The 19,765-nt window shown below is 64.1% G+C and carries 17 protein-coding genes; 6 read left to right on the top strand and 11 right to left on the bottom strand.

Features of this window, described 5'->3' with window-relative positions:
- The first annotated feature begins 2 nt into the window (after positions 1-2).
- Positions 3-1,472, top strand: coding sequence for a sensor histidine kinase (locus KG104_RS02550; RefSeq protein ID WP_307859012.1), 1,470 nt, complete (start codon positions 3-5; stop codon positions 1,470-1,472).
- A gap of 151 nt (positions 1,473-1,623) precedes the next feature.
- The gene (locus KG104_RS02545; protein WP_104056079.1) at positions 1,624-1,914 is read left to right on the top strand and encodes a WXG100 family type VII secretion target; all 291 of its coding nucleotides are present in this window, start codon (positions 1,624-1,626) and stop codon (positions 1,912-1,914) included.
- A gap of 144 nt (positions 1,915-2,058) precedes the next feature.
- Here the strand turns inward: KG104_RS02545 and groL are convergent, their stop codons facing one another.
- From groL to KG104_RS02525, 4 genes are all read right to left on the bottom strand, one after another.
- Positions 2,059-3,696 carry a chaperonin GroEL gene (groL, locus tag KG104_RS02540; protein WP_207348509.1) on the bottom strand — a complete coding sequence of 546 codons (1,638 nt, stop codon included), beginning with the start codon at positions 3,694-3,696 and terminating at the stop codon, positions 2,059-2,061.
- A 321-nt stretch (positions 3,697-4,017) separates the two neighbouring features.
- Positions 4,018-4,221, bottom strand: a complete 204-nt coding sequence (locus tag KG104_RS02535) for a cold-shock protein (protein ID WP_104056226.1) — start codon at positions 4,219-4,221, stop codon at positions 4,018-4,020.
- A gap of 220 nt (positions 4,222-4,441) precedes the next feature.
- Complete coding sequence (locus KG104_RS02530) at positions 4,442-5,071, bottom strand: LytR C-terminal domain-containing protein (RefSeq protein WP_207348508.1); 630 nt, start codon at positions 5,069-5,071, stop codon at positions 4,442-4,444.
- A 37-nt stretch (positions 5,072-5,108) separates the two neighbouring features.
- On the bottom strand, positions 5,109-5,411 hold the full coding sequence (locus tag KG104_RS02525) for a DUF3263 domain-containing protein (RefSeq protein ID WP_104056073.1): 303 nt from the start codon (positions 5,409-5,411) through the stop codon (positions 5,109-5,111).
- A gap of 124 nt (positions 5,412-5,535) precedes the next feature.
- Between KG104_RS02525 and KG104_RS02520 the strand changes: the two genes are divergently transcribed.
- Positions 5,536-6,324 carry a uracil-DNA glycosylase gene (locus KG104_RS02520; RefSeq protein WP_372434206.1) on the top strand — a complete coding sequence of 263 codons (789 nt, stop codon included), beginning with the start codon at positions 5,536-5,538 and terminating at the stop codon, positions 6,322-6,324.
- A gap of 14 nt (positions 6,325-6,338) precedes the next feature.
- Positions 6,339-7,196, top strand: coding sequence for a siderophore-interacting protein (locus KG104_RS02515; RefSeq protein WP_207348507.1), 858 nt, complete (start codon positions 6,339-6,341; stop codon positions 7,194-7,196).
- An 83-nt stretch (positions 7,197-7,279) separates the two neighbouring features.
- Here KG104_RS02515 and KG104_RS02510 read toward each other — a convergent pair whose 3' ends face one another.
- Both KG104_RS02510 and KG104_RS02505 read right to left on the bottom strand, forming a co-directional pair.
- The gene (locus tag KG104_RS02510) at positions 7,280-8,827 is read right to left on the bottom strand and encodes a threonine/serine exporter family protein (protein WP_207348506.1); all 1,548 of its coding nucleotides are present in this window, start codon (positions 8,825-8,827) and stop codon (positions 7,280-7,282) included.
- Positions 8,828-9,184: 357 nt separating this feature from the next.
- The gene (locus tag KG104_RS02505) at positions 9,185-10,258 is read right to left on the bottom strand and encodes a lipid II:glycine glycyltransferase FemX (protein ID WP_104056067.1); all 1,074 of its coding nucleotides are present in this window, start codon (positions 10,256-10,258) and stop codon (positions 9,185-9,187) included.
- A 261-nt stretch (positions 10,259-10,519) separates the two neighbouring features.
- Here KG104_RS02505 and KG104_RS02500 point away from each other — a divergent pair, with 261 nt between their 5' ends.
- The gene (locus KG104_RS02500; protein ID WP_104056065.1) at positions 10,520-11,572 is read left to right on the top strand and encodes an LLM class flavin-dependent oxidoreductase; all 1,053 of its coding nucleotides are present in this window, start codon (positions 10,520-10,522) and stop codon (positions 11,570-11,572) included.
- A gap of 32 nt (positions 11,573-11,604) precedes the next feature.
- On the opposite strand, the gene KG104_RS02495 is transcribed toward KG104_RS02500, so the two are convergent.
- Together KG104_RS02495 and KG104_RS02490 are read right to left on the bottom strand one after the other, a co-directional pair.
- Entirely contained in the window at positions 11,605-13,173 is a 1,569-nt protein-coding gene (locus KG104_RS02495) for an MFS transporter (protein WP_104056064.1), read from the bottom strand.
- Between the two features lie 48 nt (positions 13,174-13,221).
- Complete coding sequence (locus tag KG104_RS02490) at positions 13,222-14,121, bottom strand: CHAD domain-containing protein (RefSeq protein WP_207348505.1); 900 nt, start codon at positions 14,119-14,121, stop codon at positions 13,222-13,224.
- 431 nt (positions 14,122-14,552) lie between these two features.
- Between KG104_RS02490 and KG104_RS02485 the strand changes: the two genes are divergently transcribed.
- Positions 14,553-15,530, top strand: coding sequence for an aldo/keto reductase (locus KG104_RS02485; protein ID WP_207348504.1), 978 nt, complete (start codon positions 14,553-14,555; stop codon positions 15,528-15,530).
- Here the strand turns inward: KG104_RS02485 and KG104_RS02480 are convergent.
- The 3 genes from KG104_RS02480 to KG104_RS02470 all read right to left on the bottom strand — a co-directional run bounded on the left by KG104_RS02480 (position 15,527) and on the right by KG104_RS02470 (position 19,485).
- Positions 15,527-16,465 (bottom strand): sugar ABC transporter permease, encoded by a 939-nt coding sequence (locus KG104_RS02480; RefSeq protein ID WP_207348503.1) that lies wholly within the window; start codon positions 16,463-16,465, stop codon positions 15,527-15,529. The two genes, KG104_RS02485 and KG104_RS02480, sit on opposite strands and share 4 nt — an antisense overlap.
- The gene (locus KG104_RS02475; protein WP_207348502.1) at positions 16,462-18,069 is read right to left on the bottom strand and encodes an ABC transporter permease subunit; all 1,608 of its coding nucleotides are present in this window, start codon (positions 18,067-18,069) and stop codon (positions 16,462-16,464) included. The genes KG104_RS02480 and KG104_RS02475 overlap by 4 nt, the downstream gene beginning before the upstream one ends.
- Before the next feature lie 129 nt (positions 18,070-18,198).
- Positions 18,199-19,485 (bottom strand): sugar ABC transporter substrate-binding protein, encoded by a 1,287-nt coding sequence (locus KG104_RS02470; RefSeq protein ID WP_104162114.1) that lies wholly within the window; start codon positions 19,483-19,485, stop codon positions 18,199-18,201.
- Between the last annotated feature and the right edge of the window lie 280 nt (positions 19,486-19,765).

Genomic DNA, 19,765 nt, shown 5'->3' with positions numbered 1-19,765 from the left:
CTTTGCTCCGCCGCTGGAAATCTGCCTCGCTGCGCACCCAGCTCGTAGCCATTATGGCAGTCCTGATGGTCATCACCGTCACCATCACGGGGTTGGCCACCATCTATGTACTGCGCCAAATCCTGGTGACGCGCCTGGACGCGGAAATCGATGACAACGCGCCGGCCGTTGCTCGCTATCTCGTCTCGGAAGGCCAGAACGGCGACGCGTCGCTCTTCCAGTTCTACGGACTCTACCTCCGCGATGACGGCAGTTACGGCCCGGAAACCCACAGCGATCCCCACGATGACAGGCCCAATGTGCCGCATTACACCGCTCAGGAAGTCCTGGAGCTGGAACAGGCGGGGAAGACCGTGCCCGGCACCGCCCCGGGCAGCAAGGGCTGGCGGTTGAAGGTATTCGCGCTGGAGAATGTTCCGGGATCCGTTGTGGTGGCACTGTCGCTGGATTCCGTTGCCACCACAGTGGATGAAGCAGCATCGCTGGTGTTCTCGGTGGGGCTGCTGGGCACTCTGGGTGCCACTGGGATCGCGTACTGGGCAGTAACCCGCCAGTTCCGCCCGCTCAGCCAGGTCGAAAAGACGGCGGCAGCCATTGCCGCCGGGGATCTGTCCCGGCGCGTGGATGTGGGCAACCCGGCAACCGAAATCGGCAGGCTCTCGCGGTCCCTCAACGCCATGCTGGCCCATATTGAAACGGCGTTTGCTGCGCGAACCAAGTCGGAACAAAAGATGCGCCGTTTCGTCCAGGACGCCTCCCACGAGCTGCGCACCCCGCTGGTGACGATCCGCGGATTCTCCGAACTCTACCGCCACGGAGCCCTGCAGAAACCGGAGGAAATCGGCGCCGCCATGGGCCGCATCGAGAGTGAGGCCAAGCGGATGGGGCAGCTGGTCGAAGACCTGCTTACCCTGGCCCGAATTGATGAACAGCGCCCGCTGGAATACGCGCCCGTGGACCTGATGCTTCTTGGGAATGATGCGGCCATGGACGCGCGCGCCAGCGCGCCGGGACGTGACATCCGTGTGGTGGGCCTGGACGGACAGCAGCCGCGTCCGGCCCCCACCATCGGTGACGAGGCCCGTCTGCGACAGGTTGTGGCAAACCTGATGACCAATGCGCTGCGCTACACCCCTGACGGTTCTCCCATCGAGATCGCCGTGGGGGTGGCTCCGGTTATCCACAACCGTTCCGACGCCGTGCTGGAGGTTCGGGATCACGGACCGGGCATCTCGGAAGAAGATGCGGCACGGGTCTTTGAACGCTTTTACCGGGCCGATTCCTCCCGGTACCGCGAAACCGGCGGTACCGGCCTTGGTTTGGCTATTGTGGCCGCGCTGGTGGCGCAGCATGACGGCACTGTCCGCCTTTCCGAAACTGAGGGCGGCGGCGCCACGATGTCCATCCGCCTGCCCTACCGCGCTCCGGAGGAGTTCGACGACGACGCCGGGGAGCGGGCGGACAACGCCTAGTCCGGGTTGCCGGCCCCTCCACAGACGGGGCCGGCGCGCGGCTGGGCCGAAGCTGCCCACAGTCTCCAGCGGGCGGTCGTCCTCAATTCCCCGACCGGCCTAGTGTCAAAAGCTCAATGACCAACGGAACAGCTTTTGAACGGAGACAACCATGGCACTGGTATCAGTGGACAGCGAGATCCTGGACGCCAAGAGCGCCGAGGTGCGCGGAACCATCGACCGGCTCCAGTCAGACATCAACCGTATGCAGTCCGGCCTGCAGGCTCTAAGCGAGTCATGGCAGGGACAGGCCTCGGCCAACTTTCAATCGCTCGTGGCCGATTGGCGGAGCACACAGGCAAAAGTCGAAGAGTCCCTGGCAAGCATCAATCTGGCACTCGGACACGCCTCGTCCCAGTACGCCGAAACTGAAGCGGCAAACGTCGCCCTGTTTCGGCACTGAGACGCCTTGTATCAGCGCTGAGACGGGCAGTTCCCAACAACAGGAAGGCGCGGCACCCGCAGGTGCCGCGCCTTCTCAAAACCGCGTCATGGTGATCCGTCCCGCCGGCTCATGGCGGCCCTTGGGAACGAATCGGCGTGGGGGCTAGAAGCCGCCCATGCCGCCCATGCCGCCCATGTCGTCGCCGCCGCCCATTGCCGGAGCAGCCTTCTCAGGCTTGTCGGCAACAACGGCTTCGGTGGTGAGGAACAGACCGGCGATGGAAGCCGCGTTCTGCAGGGCAGAGCGGGTTACCTTTACCGGGTCGTTGACGCCGGCAGCCAGCAGGTCTTCGTACTCGCCCGTGGCAGCGTTCAGGCCCCAGCCCTCGGGCAGGCCGCGGACCTTGTCGACAACGACGCCCGGCTCCATGCCGGCGTTGAAGGCGATCTGCTTCAGCGGAGCGTCGATGGCAACGCGGACGATGTTGGCGCCCGTTGCTTCGTCGCCCTCGAGGTTCAGGTTTGCGAAAGCCTTCAGGCCGGCCTGGATGAGGGCCACGCCGCCACCGGCGACGATGCCTTCTTCAACGGCAGCCTTTGCGTTGCGGACAGCGTCCTCAATGCGGTGCTTGCGCTCCTTGAGCTCAACTTCAGTTGCAGCGCCGGCCTTGATGACTGCAACGCCGCCGGCCAGCTTGGCCAGGCGTTCCTGCAGCTTCTCGCGGTCGTAATCGGAATCGGAGTTCTCGATTTCCGCACGGATCTGGTTGACGCGGCCCGCGATTTCCTCGGGGTCACCGGCGCCTTCCACGATCGTGGTCTCGTCCTTGGTGACTACCACCTTGCGGGCCTTGCCCAGCAGGTCCAGCGTGGCGTTCTCCAGCTTCAGGCCAACTTCCTCGGCGATGACCTGGCCACCGGTGAGGATGGCAATGTCAGCCAGCTGGGCCTTGCGGCGGTCGCCGAAGCCCGGAGCCTTGACGGCAACAGACTTGAAGGTGCCGCGGATCTTGTTGACCACCAGGGTTGCCAGGGCTTCGCCTTCGACGTCTTCGGCGATGATCAGCAGCGGCTTGCCGGACTGCATGACCTTCTCGAGAACGGCAACGAGGTCCTTCACGTTGGAGATCTTGGAGTTCACGATCAGGATGTACGGATCCTCGAGGACCGTTTCCTGGCGCTCGGCGTCGGTGACGAAGTAACCGGAGATGTAGCCCTTGTCGAAGCGCATGCCTTCGGTGAGCTCAAGCTCCAGGCCAAAGGTGTTGGACTCCTCGACGGTGATAACACCTTCCTTGCCAACCTTGTCCAGCGCCTCAGCGATCAGATCGCCGATCTGCTGGTCACCGGCGGAGATGGAAGCCGTGGCAGCAATCTGCTCTTTGGTCTCGATTTCCTTGGCGGAGGCGAGGAGTTCGGCCGTGACAGCTTCGACAGCCTTCTCGATGCCGCGCTTCAGGCTCAGCGGGTCGGCGCCCGCAGCAACGTTGCGCAGGCCTTCCTTGACCAGTGCCTGGGCGAGGACCGTTGCCGTGGTGGTACCGTCACCGGCAACGTCATCAGTCTTCTTGGCAACTTCCTTGACCAGCTCTGCGCCGATCTTTTCGTAGGGATCGTCGAGCTCGATCTCCTTGGCGATGGATACGCCGTCGTTCGTGATGGTGGGGGCGCCCCACTTCTTCTCAAGGACAACGTTGCGGCCACGCGGGCCGAGGGTAACCTTCACGGCGTCGGCGAGGATGTTCAGTCCGCGCTCGAGGCCGCGGCGTGCCTCTTCGTCAAATGCAATGATCTTGGCCATAACGGCTTTCGTCCTTCCGGAACAGTCATGCTGGGTGCTTAGATGTTGCATTCCAGACTGCGGTGCCCGCGACGGACGGGCCAACAGGAGCGATCTCTTTACGCTCCCGCAGGCCCTCACCTCAGTGGCTTGCTCTTTCACTCAACGCCGACCGCTTTTAGCAGTCATACGGCAAGAGTGCTAAGTCAATAATTAGCACTCCCGCACACTGAGTGCAAGCGATCACGGCTCGGTGCTTGGCGCGTCACAGGCAACAGCATCCACGGGTTCCGTGTCCGTGTCCGCAGGGCAGTCATAGGATTGGCGGCCCGGCACCGGCAGCTACACGGTGCGGACGTCCTCAGCCTGCGGCCCCTTCTGGCCTTCGCCGATGTCGAACTCCACGCGCTGGCCCTCTTCAAGGGTGCGGTATCCGGATGCCTGGATTGCCGACCAGTGCACAAAAACATCCGTCTGAGCTTCGTCCACAGTAATGAATCCGTAGCCTTTTTCCCCGTTGAACCATTTGACGATCCCCTGCGCCATGTGCGTTTCTCCCACCTTTTTTGCGAGCGAAAGTCCAGCCACGGTGATCATGGCGGAACTGGCCGCGGCACACAGAGCAGTCCGGAACGCGGAGCTGTTTCTGCCGGCTCCGGATCCTGCGCGGTACGGCTGGCACTCACTGTAGCCAGTGCAGGCCGGAGCGCCCGGTGCTGTGCAGGATTGTTATGGAGTATTTACGCAGCAGGAGGCAGTTTGGCTGCTACTGGAAGCCCGGGCCGGGCACCACGGTGACCAGCGTGAAGTCCGGCGACTGAACGACGGTGGGAATCCCCAGCAGCTGCGACAGCTCCTGGGCATTGGGCAGCTGGTCCTCGGTGCCGTAGAAAATGATCGATCCCTGCAGCGGCTGTCCGCCCCAGTTGGCAACCTGCGCCGTAGTCCAGCCATCGGCTCCCAGCCGGGCTGACACACTGGCTCCCAAACCGCCGATTCCGCTTCCGTTCAAGACCACTACGGGCTGGCTCCGGTCCGCTGCGGCAGGCGTGGGTGAAGGTGTGGGGGAAGGTGTGGGTGCGGGTTCAGCACTCGGTGCAGCGGTGGCGGACGGGGTTGGTTCCGTACTTTGCCCGGGTTCAGAGGCCTGCGGTTCCGGGGATTCCACGGAAGCGGAGGAATCTGCGGCAGGCGCCCTGTCGCCGTCGTCCGTTCCGATGCCCAGGCGGGGAAGGACAAAGTAAGCCGCCACCCCAAGCACCAGGGCGAGTACGCCAACGGTGATGATTAGGCCGAGTCCGCTTGAGCGCGAAGGGATCAGCCGTTCCCGGTGAACGCCCTGGCGCGACGACGTTTCGGGAACCTTGTCGAACTCATCCCGGGGGTAATTGCTCATGGTGAGGTATCAGTCCTTGGTCTCAGGTGGCGCCGGTTTAGACGTCAGAGCCTGAACGACGGGCGGTGCGCGCGCGCTGACGGGTTGTTCGTAGTCTACGCAGTCTCTTGACCAGCATAGGGTCGTGAGCCAGGGCGTCCTCGGTGTCGATCAGCGCATTGAGGACCTGGTAGTAGCGTGTGGCGGACATGCCGAACAGCTCGCGGATGGCTTGTTCCTTCGCGCCGGCGTACTTCCACCAGGCCCGTTCCAAGGCCAGCATCTGCTGTTCCTGTTCCCCCAGCGGGCTGTCGGGGTCAACCGCGCCGTCAAGCGAGAAGGCTTCGGTTGTTTCGGCCACAGAATGCTCCCAGATAGTTGACGGTTTCACCACCCATGTTAGTTGGTGAATAACAGCTCTGTCATTTGCGTCTTCCGCCCTACCGGAATAGCCCGTTCCCCTGCATCCGGCCTACGCTGGATGGGTGAGTTCAAGCGACCCGACGCTCTTTCCTCTGCCGCACGAGCTGCCCGGCGACAAACCGTTCCCGTTCGCCGCCCCCGCAGCGCTCAGTGATGTCATGGCTCCGGACTGGGCCTGTGCACTGGGTCCCGCTGCCCAGGACCTGCACCGGATAGCTGCCGGACTCCAGGAAGAGCGCGCGTCCGGACACACCGTCCTGCCTGCGCCGGAGAACATCCTCCGGGCGTTTTCCCGTCCCCTTGCAGACGTCAAAGTCCTGCTGATCGGCCAGGACCCGTATCCCACTCCCGGCCATGCCGTGGGACTGTCCTTTTCCGTGGACCCTGCAGTGCGTCCGCTGCCGCGGAGCCTGAACAATATCTATAAGGAACTTCACGCGGACCTCGGGATACCGCCCAGCGTCCACGGTGACCTTAGCTGCTGGTCGGACCAGGGGGTGCTGCTGCTGAACCGGGTGCTGACGGTTCGTGCCGGCAGTGCAGGGTCCCACCGCAAACGAGGCTGGGAGCAGATTACCGAGCTCGCGGTCCGGGGCGTGGTTGCCCGCCGCCTGGCTGACGGGAGCCGGGCCCCGCTGGTGGCCGTGTTATGGGGCAACGACGCCCGTTCAATCGTTCCGCTGCTCGATGATGTCCCGAGGATCGAATCCGCCCATCCCAGTCCGCTCTCCGCCTCGCGCGGATTCTTCGGCTCACGTCCCTTCAGCCGGGTTAACGAACTGTTGCAGCAACAGGGCGCCTCGCCAATTGACTGGCGGCCGGCGCGATACGGTAAAGAAAACGTCCTTTGATCTAGGAGAACCAAATGCCTGACCCTTCCGCGCCCGCCGCAAAGCCAGCGCAGGATGTTCCCCGCCGGGCCCGTCCGCTGTTGGTCCTGGAGGTTCTGCGGACGGAGCAGCTGACTCCCCACATGGTTCGGGTGATTGCCGGCGGACCCAATTTCTCCCGATTTGCGGCCAATGGTTTTGCCGACTCATACTGCAAGATCTGGTTCGGTCCGGACGGTAAGCCGCTGGACGGAACAGCGGAGCTCGAAGCACTCCGGGAACAGTTTCCCCGTGAACAGTGGCCGGTGTCGCGCACTTACACCATCCGCAGCGTCGACTCCGCCGCCGCAGAGATCGCCATCGATTTTGTGGTCCACGGAGACGAGGGGCTCGCCGGACCTTGGGCCGCCCGGGCCACAGCCGGTGAGACCCTCTCCTTCACTGGTCCCGGCGGGGCCTTCAATCCAGACCCCGACGCCGGCTGGTACCTTTTCGCCGCCGATGAATCCGCGCTCCCGGCCACGGCTGCCGTGCTGGAATCGCTGCCCGCGTCCGCCGTCGGGCAGGTCTTTCTGGAAGTGGGCGGGCCCGAAGACCGCCAGCCGCTGAAGACGCCGGAAGGTATCTCAGTGACTTGGCTGTACCGCGGCGACCTCCCGGCAGGAAACACCGGCCTGCTGGCAGCCGCTGTGGCCGATGCGCCCTGGACCAGCAACGATGTGCAGGTCTTTGCCCACGGTGAGCGCGAAGCGATGAAGGCCCTCCGGGATGTCTTTTTTGGCCTCCGCGGCTTGGAGCGCCGGCAGGTTTCTCTGTCCGGCTATTGGGCGGCCGGCCGGACAGAGGACGCGTTCCAGGCAGAAAAAAGGACCCCGGTCGGCAAGATCCTCTAGATCCTGCTTTCCGGGGCCCTCGGTCCGGGGCTCTTTCTTCCTGCCTAACGTCCAGGCGGTCTAACGTCCAGCCTGTCTAACGCCTAGCGGCGCCGGTTCCGGCGGTCGTTGCCGGAGAGGTTCCGGGTCAGCGGGCGGGCCAGATTGTCTCCAAACACCACGCCGCCGGCGATCGCAAGGATAATCGTAAGGGCGTTGAAGATGCCCACCGCACCAACGGTGATGTCGTCGGAGCCGATGCTCAGCCCGTACATCGCCCGGAAGATGGACAGCCCCGGGAACAGGAAGAGCACGGCCGGCACAGCCACGATCAGCTGCGGGGCACCCATGCGCAGGGCAATCATCCGTGCCAGCATGCCAATGAAGATCGCGGCAACGGCCGGTGTCAGCCGGGGGCCCACACCCACCAGCTCCGAGAGCTGGAATACTAGGAAGCCGGCCAGCCCGGTCAGGACCGTGGGGAGCACCAAGTTCATGGGCGACTGCTCCACCACGCAGATGGTCCCGAGCGCCACGGCCAGCAGCACCAGGGTCACTGCAAACGGATACTGGGAGCCCACCACCTGCGTCACATCCAGACGCGGCACACCCAGCAGCGCCCCGACCACCAGTGCGACGGCGATGCCCGCCACCAGCGCGCCGAACGTCAGGAACGCGGACAGGAAACGTCCCGACGCGGTGACCGGGAACCCGTTGATCGCATCCTGTACAGCTGAGACGAGGCGGCCGGTGGGCAGGAGCAGAAGGATGCCTCCGGCAACCACGATGCCCGGCGAAATGGGCACGTCCATGGACCAGAAGAGCATGGCAAGGGCCGTGACCAGGAAACCGCTCGCGGCCGTGGTGAAGAAGTCCGGAACACGCCAGCGCCCCAGCACCCGCTGCAACAAGCTGACCAGGAAGGTACTGACGAAAGCCACTAGGGAGGCCAGCGGGCCGCCGCCGATGAATCCCACAATCGCCGCCGCGAAGGCGCCGGTGGAGAAGGTCACGGCCCAGCGCGGAAACGGCTTTGGCCGGTGCATGATCTCATTCAGCCGGTTGGACGCCTCGGCGCGGGAGACACCGCCGTCGATAATGTCCGTGACCAGCTGGTGGACCAGGCCGAGGCCGGCATAGTTGTTGGTCCAGGAACGCACGACCCGCATGACGGTAATGGGGGTCTGGTCCTTGGGCGAGTAGTTCAGCAGAACGGACTGGTTGGTGATGTCCACTTCGATGCTGTCCAGGCCAAAGGCAGCGGTGACCGCGATGATGGCGGTCTCCACTTCCAGGGCGCCGGCACCGTAACGGAACATGGTTTCGGCAAGCCCCAGCGCCAGATCAAGCGTTTTCCTTGCGGAGGCATCCGGCCCGGCGGTGCGCACCAGGGGGTTCGCATACGGCGAGCCTGCCAGCCGCTCCACAATGGACATGGCCTGGGTGGGCGGAGTCTCACCCTGGACCAGGCGGCGCAGCATCCTTTTGGCAGCAGCCGATGAGCGGTCCTGCCGCTGGGCGCTGGCGCTGCCGGGATGGTGGTGGCTGCCGGGAACGGTTTTGCGCGCCCGAGGCTTCCGCGGCGGCTGGCCTGCCGGCGTGGTCTGTCCGGAGCTCAGCCCGCCTGAAGACCCTTTCGGCGACGTCTGCATGACGGACGTTGTGGGGGGCGGGGGTTTGGGCTTTGTACTGCGCAAGCCGACGCCGGCAGGACCTGTGGGCAGACCCGCGGCACCTTTCGGTGCCGCTTTGGGTGCCTTCGGCGCCTTCGGTGCTTTGCCTGGTACCGGCTGCCGCTCCGGCTGATTCTTGCGTTCCGGCTGGTTCTTGCGTTCCGGCTGATTCTTCCGTTCGGACCCGGCAGGTCCGCCCTGACGAATGACCGGGATCAGTCCCACCTGTGGGTCGGGATTCTGCGCAGGCTCTTGGCGGTCTGCATCGGACGTGTTCTCCAAAGGACTCACCCTTTCGCCTCTGTTGGCCTGATTCCGTTCAGGCGCGCTTCCTGTTTAGTAGAACGGCTGCTGATGCCGGCGCCAGTAAATCTGCCGCGCCACGCGTTCGCCGATGGTGTTCCAAATCTTGTACCGCAGCGGATCCAGGACCAGGTCATAACACCCCACGAAGTCCGTGACGGTCTTGGAAAAACTGGTCTTGAAGAGGCCCAGGCCGTGGTGGGGATGTTCCTTGTTCTTCAGCTGGTCGCTGGGGGGCGTGCCGCAGAAGTCATACTGCTCAATGCCGAAGTCTTCCTTCAGCTCGTTGATCGCGGTCCACTGCACCAGATGGGAGTCTCCGTACTGGTTACGCCGGGGCTTGGACCCGCCGTCCTTGTAGGTTCCCTTCTTGCCGTAGGCGATGACAAATGCACCGACGGTGGGTTCGCCCTCTTCAAACGCGAAGTAGAACCGGCCCTGGCCCGCCGCCACGAAGTTGGACCAGAAGCGGTGGTAGTACTCATAGGAGCGCATCCGGGCCGAAGAACGGTCCTCGATGTGGCTCATGAGCCGGTACATGATGCGCATATTCTCTTCGGTCGGCTCGACCCGCCGAACGTCGGCCCCCTCGCGAATGGCCCGGCGGACCGCGTTGCGTCCGCGGGAGGAGAGGTTTTTCAGCAGCTGCTCGGTGTCCGGTGTGGTGTCCAGAAGGGCCGTGGAGTCATTGGGCTGCAGGTTGAAGGTCTTCACCAGGCCGGCACCCTCGAACTGGGCACGCACCTCGGGGCTGTCCACAATGTCAGGTTCCACCTTGACGGCGAACACGTTCCTCTTGGTTTCTTTGATAAACCGGCGCAGCGCATCGAGGACCTCGGGGACGTGGGCCGGCTCCGCGACGTCTGGGCCCTTGATGAGGTACCAGAGGCTGCCCAGTCCGGGGACCTTCTTCTCTATGGCCAGGTTGTACGTCGTGTAACCGCGGCCCGTGAACACCAGATGGATGGGATTCCAGCCATGGCGGGACTTAACCTCGGCGTAGGAAGCGGACTGCAGCACGTTCCCGCCGCACGGGTTGGACTGCACGTGGCTGTCCCACTTTTCCATCTCGTCGGCGGTGGCCAGGCGTGCACTAAAGTCTCGCAAAATACCTCAACTAATCGCTTGATCGCTTGATCGCTTGCACCATTGCGGGTGATCCGGAGTGGTTCCGGAAAAACGCCCGGGGAACCGTCCCTCAGTCTATCTGCTGGTGTCATGGCTGGATGAAATCCGGGGGCTTCGACACTGTGAGATCACTTTCCCAAGAAGCACCGGTCCTTCCGGAACAAGATGGCTTGGCCGGATGGCCCGTGCCGCTAGACTAGATGCAAATACATGAACTTTTGAGGGAATGGCGGGCTTCATATGGGACGGCAGCTGGAACTGGGACTGGATACCTTTGGTGACGTCACCTCGGACCCGGACGGGGAGCGGCTTCCGCAGCACCAGGTGCTGCGCAACGTAGTGGCCGAAGCCGTCCTGGCGGATTCGGTGGGCATTGACTTCATCGGAGTCGGTGAACACCACCGCGAGGACTTTGCCGTTTCAGCACCGGACGTGGTCCTGGCAGCCATTGCCGGACAAACCAGCCGGATCCGGCTGGGTTCGGCGGTCACCGTCCTGAGCTCCGACGATCCGATCCGTGTCTTTCAGCGCTTTTCCACTCTGGATGCAGTCTCCAACGGCCGAGCCGAAGTGATCCTGGGCCGCGGTTCCTTCACGGAGTCCTTTCCGCTCTTTGGGCTGGATCTGGCACAGTACGAGGAGCTCTTCGAAGAAAAGCTGGAACTCTTCACCCGGCTGCGCAGCGAGAATCCAGTGACCTGGAATGGCAGCACCCGGGCACCCCTGCAGAACCAGCGGGTGTATCCCCCTACGGCGTCAGGCGAACTCCCGGCGTGGATCGCCGTCGGCGGCACGCCACAGTCCGTGGTGCGGGCCGCCCATTACGGACTGCCCCTGATGCTCGCCATCATCGGCGGTGAACCGGCGCGCTTTGCCCCGTTCGTGGATCTGTACAAGCGGGCCCTTTCCCAGTTCGGCCGTCCGATGCTTCCGGTGGGAGCCCACTCCCCCGGTTACGTTGCCGCCAGCGACGAGCAGGCACTGGAGGAAGCCTGGCCGCATTTCGAGCGCATGCAGAACAGGATCGGCCGCGAGCGCGGCTGGAGCCCCACCACCCACAGCGACTACCTGGCCTCCGCCGGCCCCGACGGCGCACTGTTCATCGGTTCCCCCGAAACGGTCGCCGCCAAGATTGTCCGGGTGGCCAAGGAACTGGACCTGAGCCGCTTCGACATGAAGTACAGCCTGGGCACCCTCCCGCACGAAAACCTGATGAACTGCATCCGGCTTTACGGCACGGAAGTTGCGCCGCTGGTCCGCGAGCAGCTCGCGGCCACGGATTCGCGGGACTGACGCTGACCGAAAAGCTGACACTGACCGGAAAGCTAAGCCGATGCCGGGAGGAACCAGCGGGTTCGGGGTATTGCCTCGGCTAGCTGCGCCGCCTGGTCCATGATCTTCCGGTCCTCCCCCGTGATGCGTTCCTGTTCCTGCCGCAGATACTCCCGCCACGTGGCGACGTCGTAAATCTCGCGGAACTGCCGGGAATCCGTCACCGAATGCACCAGCTCCCAGTCCCGGGCACCGGTGCGCATCCTGGCCAGGCGCACCTCATGCATCAGCTGCACAAACTCGGCAGCCTTTTCGGGGGCCAGCTCGTAGGCCGTGAGGATGGTGACCGGACCGTCGTTGGGCGCGGGTTCCTGAGCAGCTTCGATGCCCAGGTCCGCCTCAGCGACGCTCCGGTCCAGCCGGCCGGTGCGCGGCAGCAGCGGCAGTACGGCCACGCTCAGTCCTGCCGCCACCAACAGGGTTCCGGCCGCCACCAGCACCGGGGTGTAGCCGAACGCGGTGGCGAAAGAGCCCCAAACGGCGGCGCCGATGGCCTGGGACCCGGTGGTCACCATCAGGTAGACCGACAGCCCGCGTGCCCGCACCCATTCGGGCAGCGTGAGCTGCATGGCGCTGTTGAGGATCGAGAAGGTGGCGATCCAGGAAATTCCCGCAAGGACCAGCAGGATGGCCAGCAGGACTGCCGGCAGGAAACCGGCGCCGATGATTGCCGCGCCAAACACAACGGCGGACAGGCCCAGCATCAGGTTGTCGTGGACCCGGTCCTTCACTCTGGGAAGCATAATCACGCCCATGACGGCGCCGATGCCGATCGCTCCCAGCAGCACTCCGTAACCGGTTGACCCGAGCCGGAGGTGCCCGTTCGCGGCCACCGGCAGCAGCGCGTACAGTGCACTCGCGGGTGCCATGAAGAGAGCGGTCCGGAGCAGGATGCGGCGGATGCGCGGCGCTGCCCGAATGTAGCGCATGCCGGCGGCGAGCGCTTCCCCCATCCGTTCGGGATCATCGGGTTCCGGGGGCGCCCGCCACACATATACAGCCACTGCGGTACCCAGGAATGAGACCGCATTGAGGCCGAAGACAAAGGCCGGACCGAACAGGGAGATGAGCACGCCGCCCAGCGCCGGACCCACCGCCCGTGCCCCGTTGACTGCCATGCTGCTCAGTGCTGAGGCCGCCCGGATTTCCTCCCGTGGCACCAGGTCGGGATTGATGGCCTGCCATGCCGGCTGACTCAGGGCCACCCCGCAGCCGATGAGGAAGGTGTACAGCAGGAGGGAATCAGCATCCAGCAGTCCCAAGGCTGCCACCAGGGTCAGCAGACTGGCGGCACCGGCGGCAAAGAGATTTGCCCCGAGGATCAGGCGGCGGCGGTTGAAGGCATCGGCAAGGAAACCGGCGATCAGGCCAAGCAGCAGGGACGGCGCCAGATTGGCGGTCTGCACCAGGGACACCAGCGCAGGATTGGAGCTGTTTTCCACCAGATACCACTGAGCTCCCACCGTCTGTATCCACGTGCCGACGCTGGAGCCGATATTCGCCAGCCAGAGGATGAGGAACGCCCGGCGCCGCAGGGGCGCCCACGGTGATTCCGAAGCCATCAGAGCGCCTCCGTCCGGACGGTATAGGGTGCGGGTGCCGGCAGCGGGTCAGACCACGCGGGGAAACCCCGCCCATGCCTTGCGGAACCGTTTCCGTGCCCGCTCCCCGCGTTTCTCCTCCAGCGCATGCAGCAAGCCGTACGTGAACCCGTTCTGTCCCGCGCCTGAACTCCCCGCACCCCACCGGCTCAGATACTCCCGGCTGACCACACTGTCCTGGTGCTCCCCGAGAATCTTCTGCAGATGTTCGGCACCGGCGATCAGTTCGGAGGACCCCTTGGTTCTCACCGGCTGAGCAACCTCAGCGGCATAGCGCAGGCGTTTGGCGTCCTTGCGCGCCTCGTGCAGGAACTCGGACTGCTGTTCCTCACTGCCTGCCCTGCGGGCTTCCCGAACCGCCTGATGAAGGCGCTTGCGGTCCCGCTTCAGCATGCGTCCGGCACTCGAAGCAGCAGGCCTGTCCGCTTTCGGGGTGAATCCGGGGGCGGTCACCAGGGTTTCCAGTTGTTCCAGCAGCCGGAGGTACCGGACGCCGTTGAGCGCCTTCATGGCGACGGTGTGCGCTGACTTGTACTCGCCGTGCAGTTCTTGATCGATGCGCTGCTGCACCGGCCCCATCACCAGTTCAGCGGGCTGGTCCGCCACCAAAGCGTCCAGCCGTGACCGCATCACCTGCGCATCCCGTGCTTCCCCCAGGATTCCCGCCAGCCATTTCAATTCGTCCCGCACTTCACGCGCCGGCTCCGGGGCCACAAAGCTGCGGTAGCTGCCCAAGGCCGATCGCATCCGTCTGGTGGTGACCCGCATCTTGTGGACGGCATCCGCCTCGTTGGCCCGCATCCTCGGATCCTCGGCCAGCATGGCGAGGAACTGCCCGTGCAGGTAGGCCTGCAAAAGCAGCCCGACAGGGCCGCCGGGCTTCGGCGATGCGGGCTGTTTCGCAGCCACTCGCACGGCCATCTGCGCGGCAGACTGCGCGGCCTTGGATGCCCGCGCAGCTTCCTTCGGAACGGATTTTACTGCGGCGGGCTTTGTAGTTCTGGACCGCGGCTGTCCCGGCTTCGTGCGCCCGGACTTCGCCTGTGCAGGCTTTCCCTGTGCAGGCGCGGATACTGACGCTTCGGAAGTGGTTGTGGGCTTATTCGTGGTGCCGGATCGGGGTTCGTGCTCCTGGATTTCCGGCTCCTGAGCGGTAGGCATGGCTCAGTATAGGACCGGGAAAGCGGTCCTAGGCAGGGGGTTGAGCCCGTGCAGCGGTCCGGAGGGCAAGTCCCCTGTTATTTGGCCGCGGGCCACCGGTAGCATCGCCGTTACCAGCGGCAGGACGGCTGCGCAACAGCTTCAAACCTGCAGAGCATCTTCAAACATGAGGGCCGGGCATGAGATACAAGAAACTGGGCAACTCGGGAGCCACGGTCTCCGCGGTTGGGCTGGGGTGCATGACCTTCGGCAACCCGCAGCACGGAATGCACGGCTGGACGCTTCACGAACCGGAGTCCCGGGCCATCCTGCGCCGGGCGGTGGAGCTGGGGATCAATTTCTTTGACACCGCCAATGTCTACTCCTCGGGGGACAGCGAGCGCACCCTCGGCGCCACCGTCCTGAAGTACGTGCGGCGGGAAGAAGTGGTGATCGCCACCAAGGTGCACGGAGAAATGTCGCCCGGTCCCAACGGTTGGGGGCTCTCCCGCAAGCACATCCTCTGGCAGGTGGATGAAAGCCTGAAACGCCTGGGCACCGACTACATCGATCTTTACCAGGTGCACCGCTGGGACGCTTCCACTCCACTCGAGGAAACACTGGAAACTCTGGACGGCCTGGTGCGGGTAGGAAAAGTCCGTTATCTGGGGGCCTCCACCATGCACGCCTGGCAGTTTGCCCGGGCGCTGACCCTGCAGCAGGCGCACGGATGGTCCCCGTTCGTCACCATGCAGGCCCACTACAACTTGGTCTATCGCGAGGAGGAGCGGGAAATGCTGCCCCTGTGCGTTGCGACAGGGACCGGAGTGCTGGCCTACTCGCCGTTGGCCCGGGGCAGGCTGGCACGACCGTGGGATGACGTCACCCGGCGGCAGCAGCAGGATGAACGGGGCCACTCGCTCTATGCGGGCTCCGAAGATGCCAACCGGGCCGTCGCTGACGCTGTCCTCCGGGTGGCGCTGCGCCACGGCGTTCCACGCGCACGGGTGGCCCTGGCGTGGGTCTTGGCCCACCCGGTGGTGAGCGCGCCGCTGGTTGGTGCTTCCGACGTCGGGCACGTGGATGATGCGGTGGCCGCCCTGGACCTCCGGCTTTCGCCGGAGGACCTGGACGAGCTGGAGCAGGGCTACACTCCCCGCCCCGTGGTGGGGTTCTAGCCCTTCACGGCTCCGGCGGTGAGCCCGGAGGAAATGAACCGCTGCAGGAACAGGAACAGTGCCATGACGGGCAGCGCTGCAAGAACCGCGCCGGCGGCGAACACGCCCCAGGTGCGGGACTGGCTGTCCCCAACGAAGGAGTAGAGGCCCACGGCCAGGGTTTGGGCGTCCGGATCGTTCAGGACAATGGAGGCGATCAGGAATTCGCCGGTGGCCGTGATGAAGGACAGCAGTCCCACGATGGCCAGAATGGGAGTGACCAGCCGCAGGATGATCGTGAAGAAGATCTGGACGTGGCTGGCGCCGTCGATGCGCGCCGCCTCGTCCAGGGACTTCGGCACAGTATTGAAGAACCCGTACATCAGATAGGTGTTCACGCCCAGCGCTCCGCCAAGGTAGACCATGATCAGGCCGGTCTGGCTGCCCAGGCCCAGCCAGGGCACGACGTCGGAGATCCCGCTGAGCAGCAGGAAGATCGCCACGACGCCGAGCATCTGCGGGAACATTTGCAGGAGCATCAGGCTCATCAGCCCGAACCGGCGGCCGGTGAACCGCATCCGGGAGAACGAGTAAGCGGCCAGGGCGCCGAGGAAGACGGTCCCCGCGCTGGTAATCAGCCCGACGATGAGCGTATTCATGAACCACTTGGCGAAGGGCTTCTGCGGATCCGAGAACAGGTCGATGAAGTTGTCGAACGCGATGGTGGTGAACAGGCCGTTGGCCGAGACCAGCGTTCCCGTGGGGCTCAGCGCGGCTGAGAGCACGTAGGCCAGCGGGAAGAGCGCAAACACGCCCATGACCACGCCCACCAGGTGGCGCCAGCCCTTGTCCCGGAACCAGTGTCCAAAGCTTTTGCGCGGCTGCCCAACCGGGCCGGTGCCTGCGGTGCGTTCCGCGGCGCCCTTGCCTGCCGGGGTCAGAGTCGAATTGCTCATGAGTTCACTTCCTCCAGCGCCTTGGTCTGCCGGAAGCTGACCGCTGAGATGACTGCAACGATGATGAAGATGATGACCGCCAAGGCGCTGGCCAGGCCGTAGTCACGCCCTGAGCCCTGCCCGAACGCCACCTTGTAGACCAGGGTGATCAGCAGGTCCGTGGCGCCGATGTCCATGTTGGTGTCGGAGAACCGCGGCCCGCCGCCGGTGAGCATGAAGATCACGTTGAAGTTGTTGAAGTTGAAGGCAAAGGTGGAGATCAGCAGCGGAGCGGTGGAAACCAGCAGCAGCGGCAGCTTGATGGAACGGAAGATCCGCCAGGCCGAAGCACCGTCCATGCGTGCTGCTTCATTGACGTCCTCCGGCAGTGACTGCAGGGCCCCGGTGCAGACCAGGAACATATAGGGGAAGCCGAGCCAGGTGTTCACGAGCAACACGCTGAATTTGGCCAGCCAGGGATCGGTCAGCCAGGGGATGTCCGCTCCGCCGAAGAGTGCTTCGTTGATGAAGCCGAATTCCTGGTTGAGCATTCCGGACCACACCAGTCCGGCAAGGAACGCCGGGAACGCGTAGGGCAGGATCATGATGGTGCGGTAAATCTTCTTGCCGCGCAGGTTCGGGTGGTTGAACGTCAGCGCCAGGAACAGGCCCAGTCCGAAGCAGAGCAGCACCGATCCCAGGGCGAAGGTGAAGGTCCAGAGGATGACGCTGACAAGGGGGCCGCGCAGATCAGGATCGGTGAAGGCCGTCTTGAAATTGTCGAAGCCCACGCCCACCTTCCAGCCGGTGGCCAGGCGTTCGCCGTTGTCCGAGACATAGGAGCCTTCACCGCCGTCGGCGTAGACCACGCCGGTCTCGGTGTCAGTGAAGGTGTCAGCCGCCTCGTCGTAAACCAGGACCGGCTTGAAGACGTAGGCGTTGGAACCGTCGGCGGTCTGCAGGATGCCGTCGTCGAGGTCTTCCGAAAGCGGAACCTTGATGGCGGTGATGTCCTGCTGGACGGACAGCAGTTCGTTGAAGTTCAGGGTCCGGTAGCCGTCCGCGCCCACGGCTTTGCCGGTGCCGCCCATTTGCGCGTCCTCGACGTCTTCCAGGGGTTCGCCGGTGGTGCCGATGCGCACGCCGCCGTCGGGATCGGTGACCAGCAGGGACAGGACGTCATCCTTTTCCACCACTGACACCTGATAGGCCGGCGAATCCGGAACGCGCTTCTGCGCGCTCATGGAAATGGAGGAAATGGCATCATCCTTGGTGCTGTTGTGCCCGTCGCCGTAGTTGGTGAACGCCACGTAACCGCTGTACACCACCACAAAGACCTGAAAAACGAGCAGGAAAAGAACACCGGGGGCCAGGTACTTGGCTGGCAGGCCGCCGCGGCGCAGGTAGATCCAGTTGATGAGCACCGTTACGGCGGCGGCAACGGCGAGAATCAGCCATTTCTCATTCATGAACAGGGCCATAAGGACGTATACGGCAAACGCATCCGTCAGGCCCAGGAGCAGGATTTTCGCGAGCAGGCCTGCTGTTGAATCCGGGCTGCGGCGGGGTTTCTTCTGCGCTGCGGGAGTGCGGGAGCGGACAGGGGTGTCCAGCTGGTCAACCATCGGGGTTCTCCTTGAACCGGTTCGGGCCGGGACGCCGCTCAGAAAACTGGCGGCGTCCCGGCCCGGATACCTTGTCCGCCGGCGAAGGCGCCGGCGGACGTGTCTATCTCAGGTGCGGCTGATGCCGGACTACTTGGCGATCTTGGCTTCGACGTTGCTGACCATCTTTGCCCAGGATTCTGCGGGATCGCCCTGGCCCTTGATCAGGGCGAGTTCAGTGCCGCCCCAGTCAGCCCAGACGGCGCCCATTTCCGGAATGGCCGGCATGGGGACGCCGTCGGCGCCGATCTTGCCGAAGGCTTCGACGATCGGATCTTCTGCAGCCTTCTCAAACGATGCGGTCAGGGCCGGCGGACGTCCGCCGCCTTCGAACATGGCGTCCTGCACGGCCTCGGTGGTCAGATAGTTCAAGGCAAACTCAGTGGCGGCCAGGGAGTTCTGGCTCTTGGAGCTGATGAAGAAGCCGTTGACGCCAATGAAGGGCTGGGCGGGCTGGTCACCGGTGGTGGGAAGCGGGTCGACGACGACGTTGATTCCGGCTTCCTGGGCCAGCGGCACGTTCCACGGGCCGGTCAGGAAGTACGGGGAGGCCCCGGCGTTGAACTTTTCCTTGGCGATGTCTGCGGTGATGTTGGAGTTCAGGATGCCTGCTCCGCCCTCACCCCATTCCTTCACCTTGGCGGCGAAGGCCGCGCCGTTTTCGTTGCCCAGCTCCAGCTTGGAGGCGTCGTAGCCGCCGGTCTCGTCAGTTCCGAAGACGGGTACGCCCATGGAAGTCTGGAACGGGTACAGGTGGTACGGATCGCCCTGCTTGGGATCCATGCCCACCAGGAACGGGAACTCGGCACCCTTTTCGACGGCAGCCTTGCCGTTGGCGATGACTTCGTCCATGGTGGTTGCCGGTTCGGGAACCAGGTCGGCGTTGCGCAGCAGGCCAATGTTTTCGATGGAGTAGGGAACGCCGTAGGTGCTGCCCTCATACGTCATGGCCGCGACGGAGGATTCCTGGAAGTCTGCCGCCTTGTCGCCAAGCTCGATCGGCGCAATCACGCCGTTCTGGACGAACTTGCCCAGCCAGTCGTGCGGGCCGACGATCAGGTCCGGGCCCTTGCCGGTGGGAACCTGGGTGATGAAGTCATCAGAGACCTGCTCGAAGTCCTTGGTCACCAGCTTGATTTCGATGCCAGTGTCTTCCTTGAACTGAGCAGTGACGTCAGTCAGGGCCGGAGAACGCTCAGCGTCAACCCACATGGTGAGGGTGGTGGCGCCGGCGCTGGCCAGGTCCGTGGAGTCCGAGCTTTCGGCAGCGTCGCCGCCGCCGCAGGCGCTGAGGACAAGGGCAGCGGTGACCGAAACGGCCCCGAGAGCGAAGGAACGGCGGCCAAACGCCGTCGTACCCGTGGTGTGCACCTTCATTGGTGTACCTCTCCTAGATTTTCAATGGTGTCAGGCTGTCTCAGGCAGCGCCCGAGTCCTCCCTGAGCTGTGCAGCGCAGGGAACAGGAGCAAACGGAGAGTCTCCGTCGGGACCTAAGTATGGAGAAAGTGTAAGCGCGTACACCGTGTGCGTCCAATCACAGATTTGGATCACAGTGCATGACCGGGTGGGGAACCGTTTCCGCATCGCTGTTCGGGAGAATTACTTCGAATTATCAGCACTCTTAGCGTCGGAACGTACTGTGTAAGCGTTTTCATT

Source organism: Arthrobacter sunyaminii, from assembly GCF_018866305.1.
Lineage (GTDB): Bacteria > Actinomycetota > Actinomycetes > Actinomycetales > Micrococcaceae > Arthrobacter_B > Arthrobacter_B sunyaminii.
Note: the sequence above shows the minus strand (reverse complement) of the source record. Positions and strands in the feature narration are given on the sequence as shown.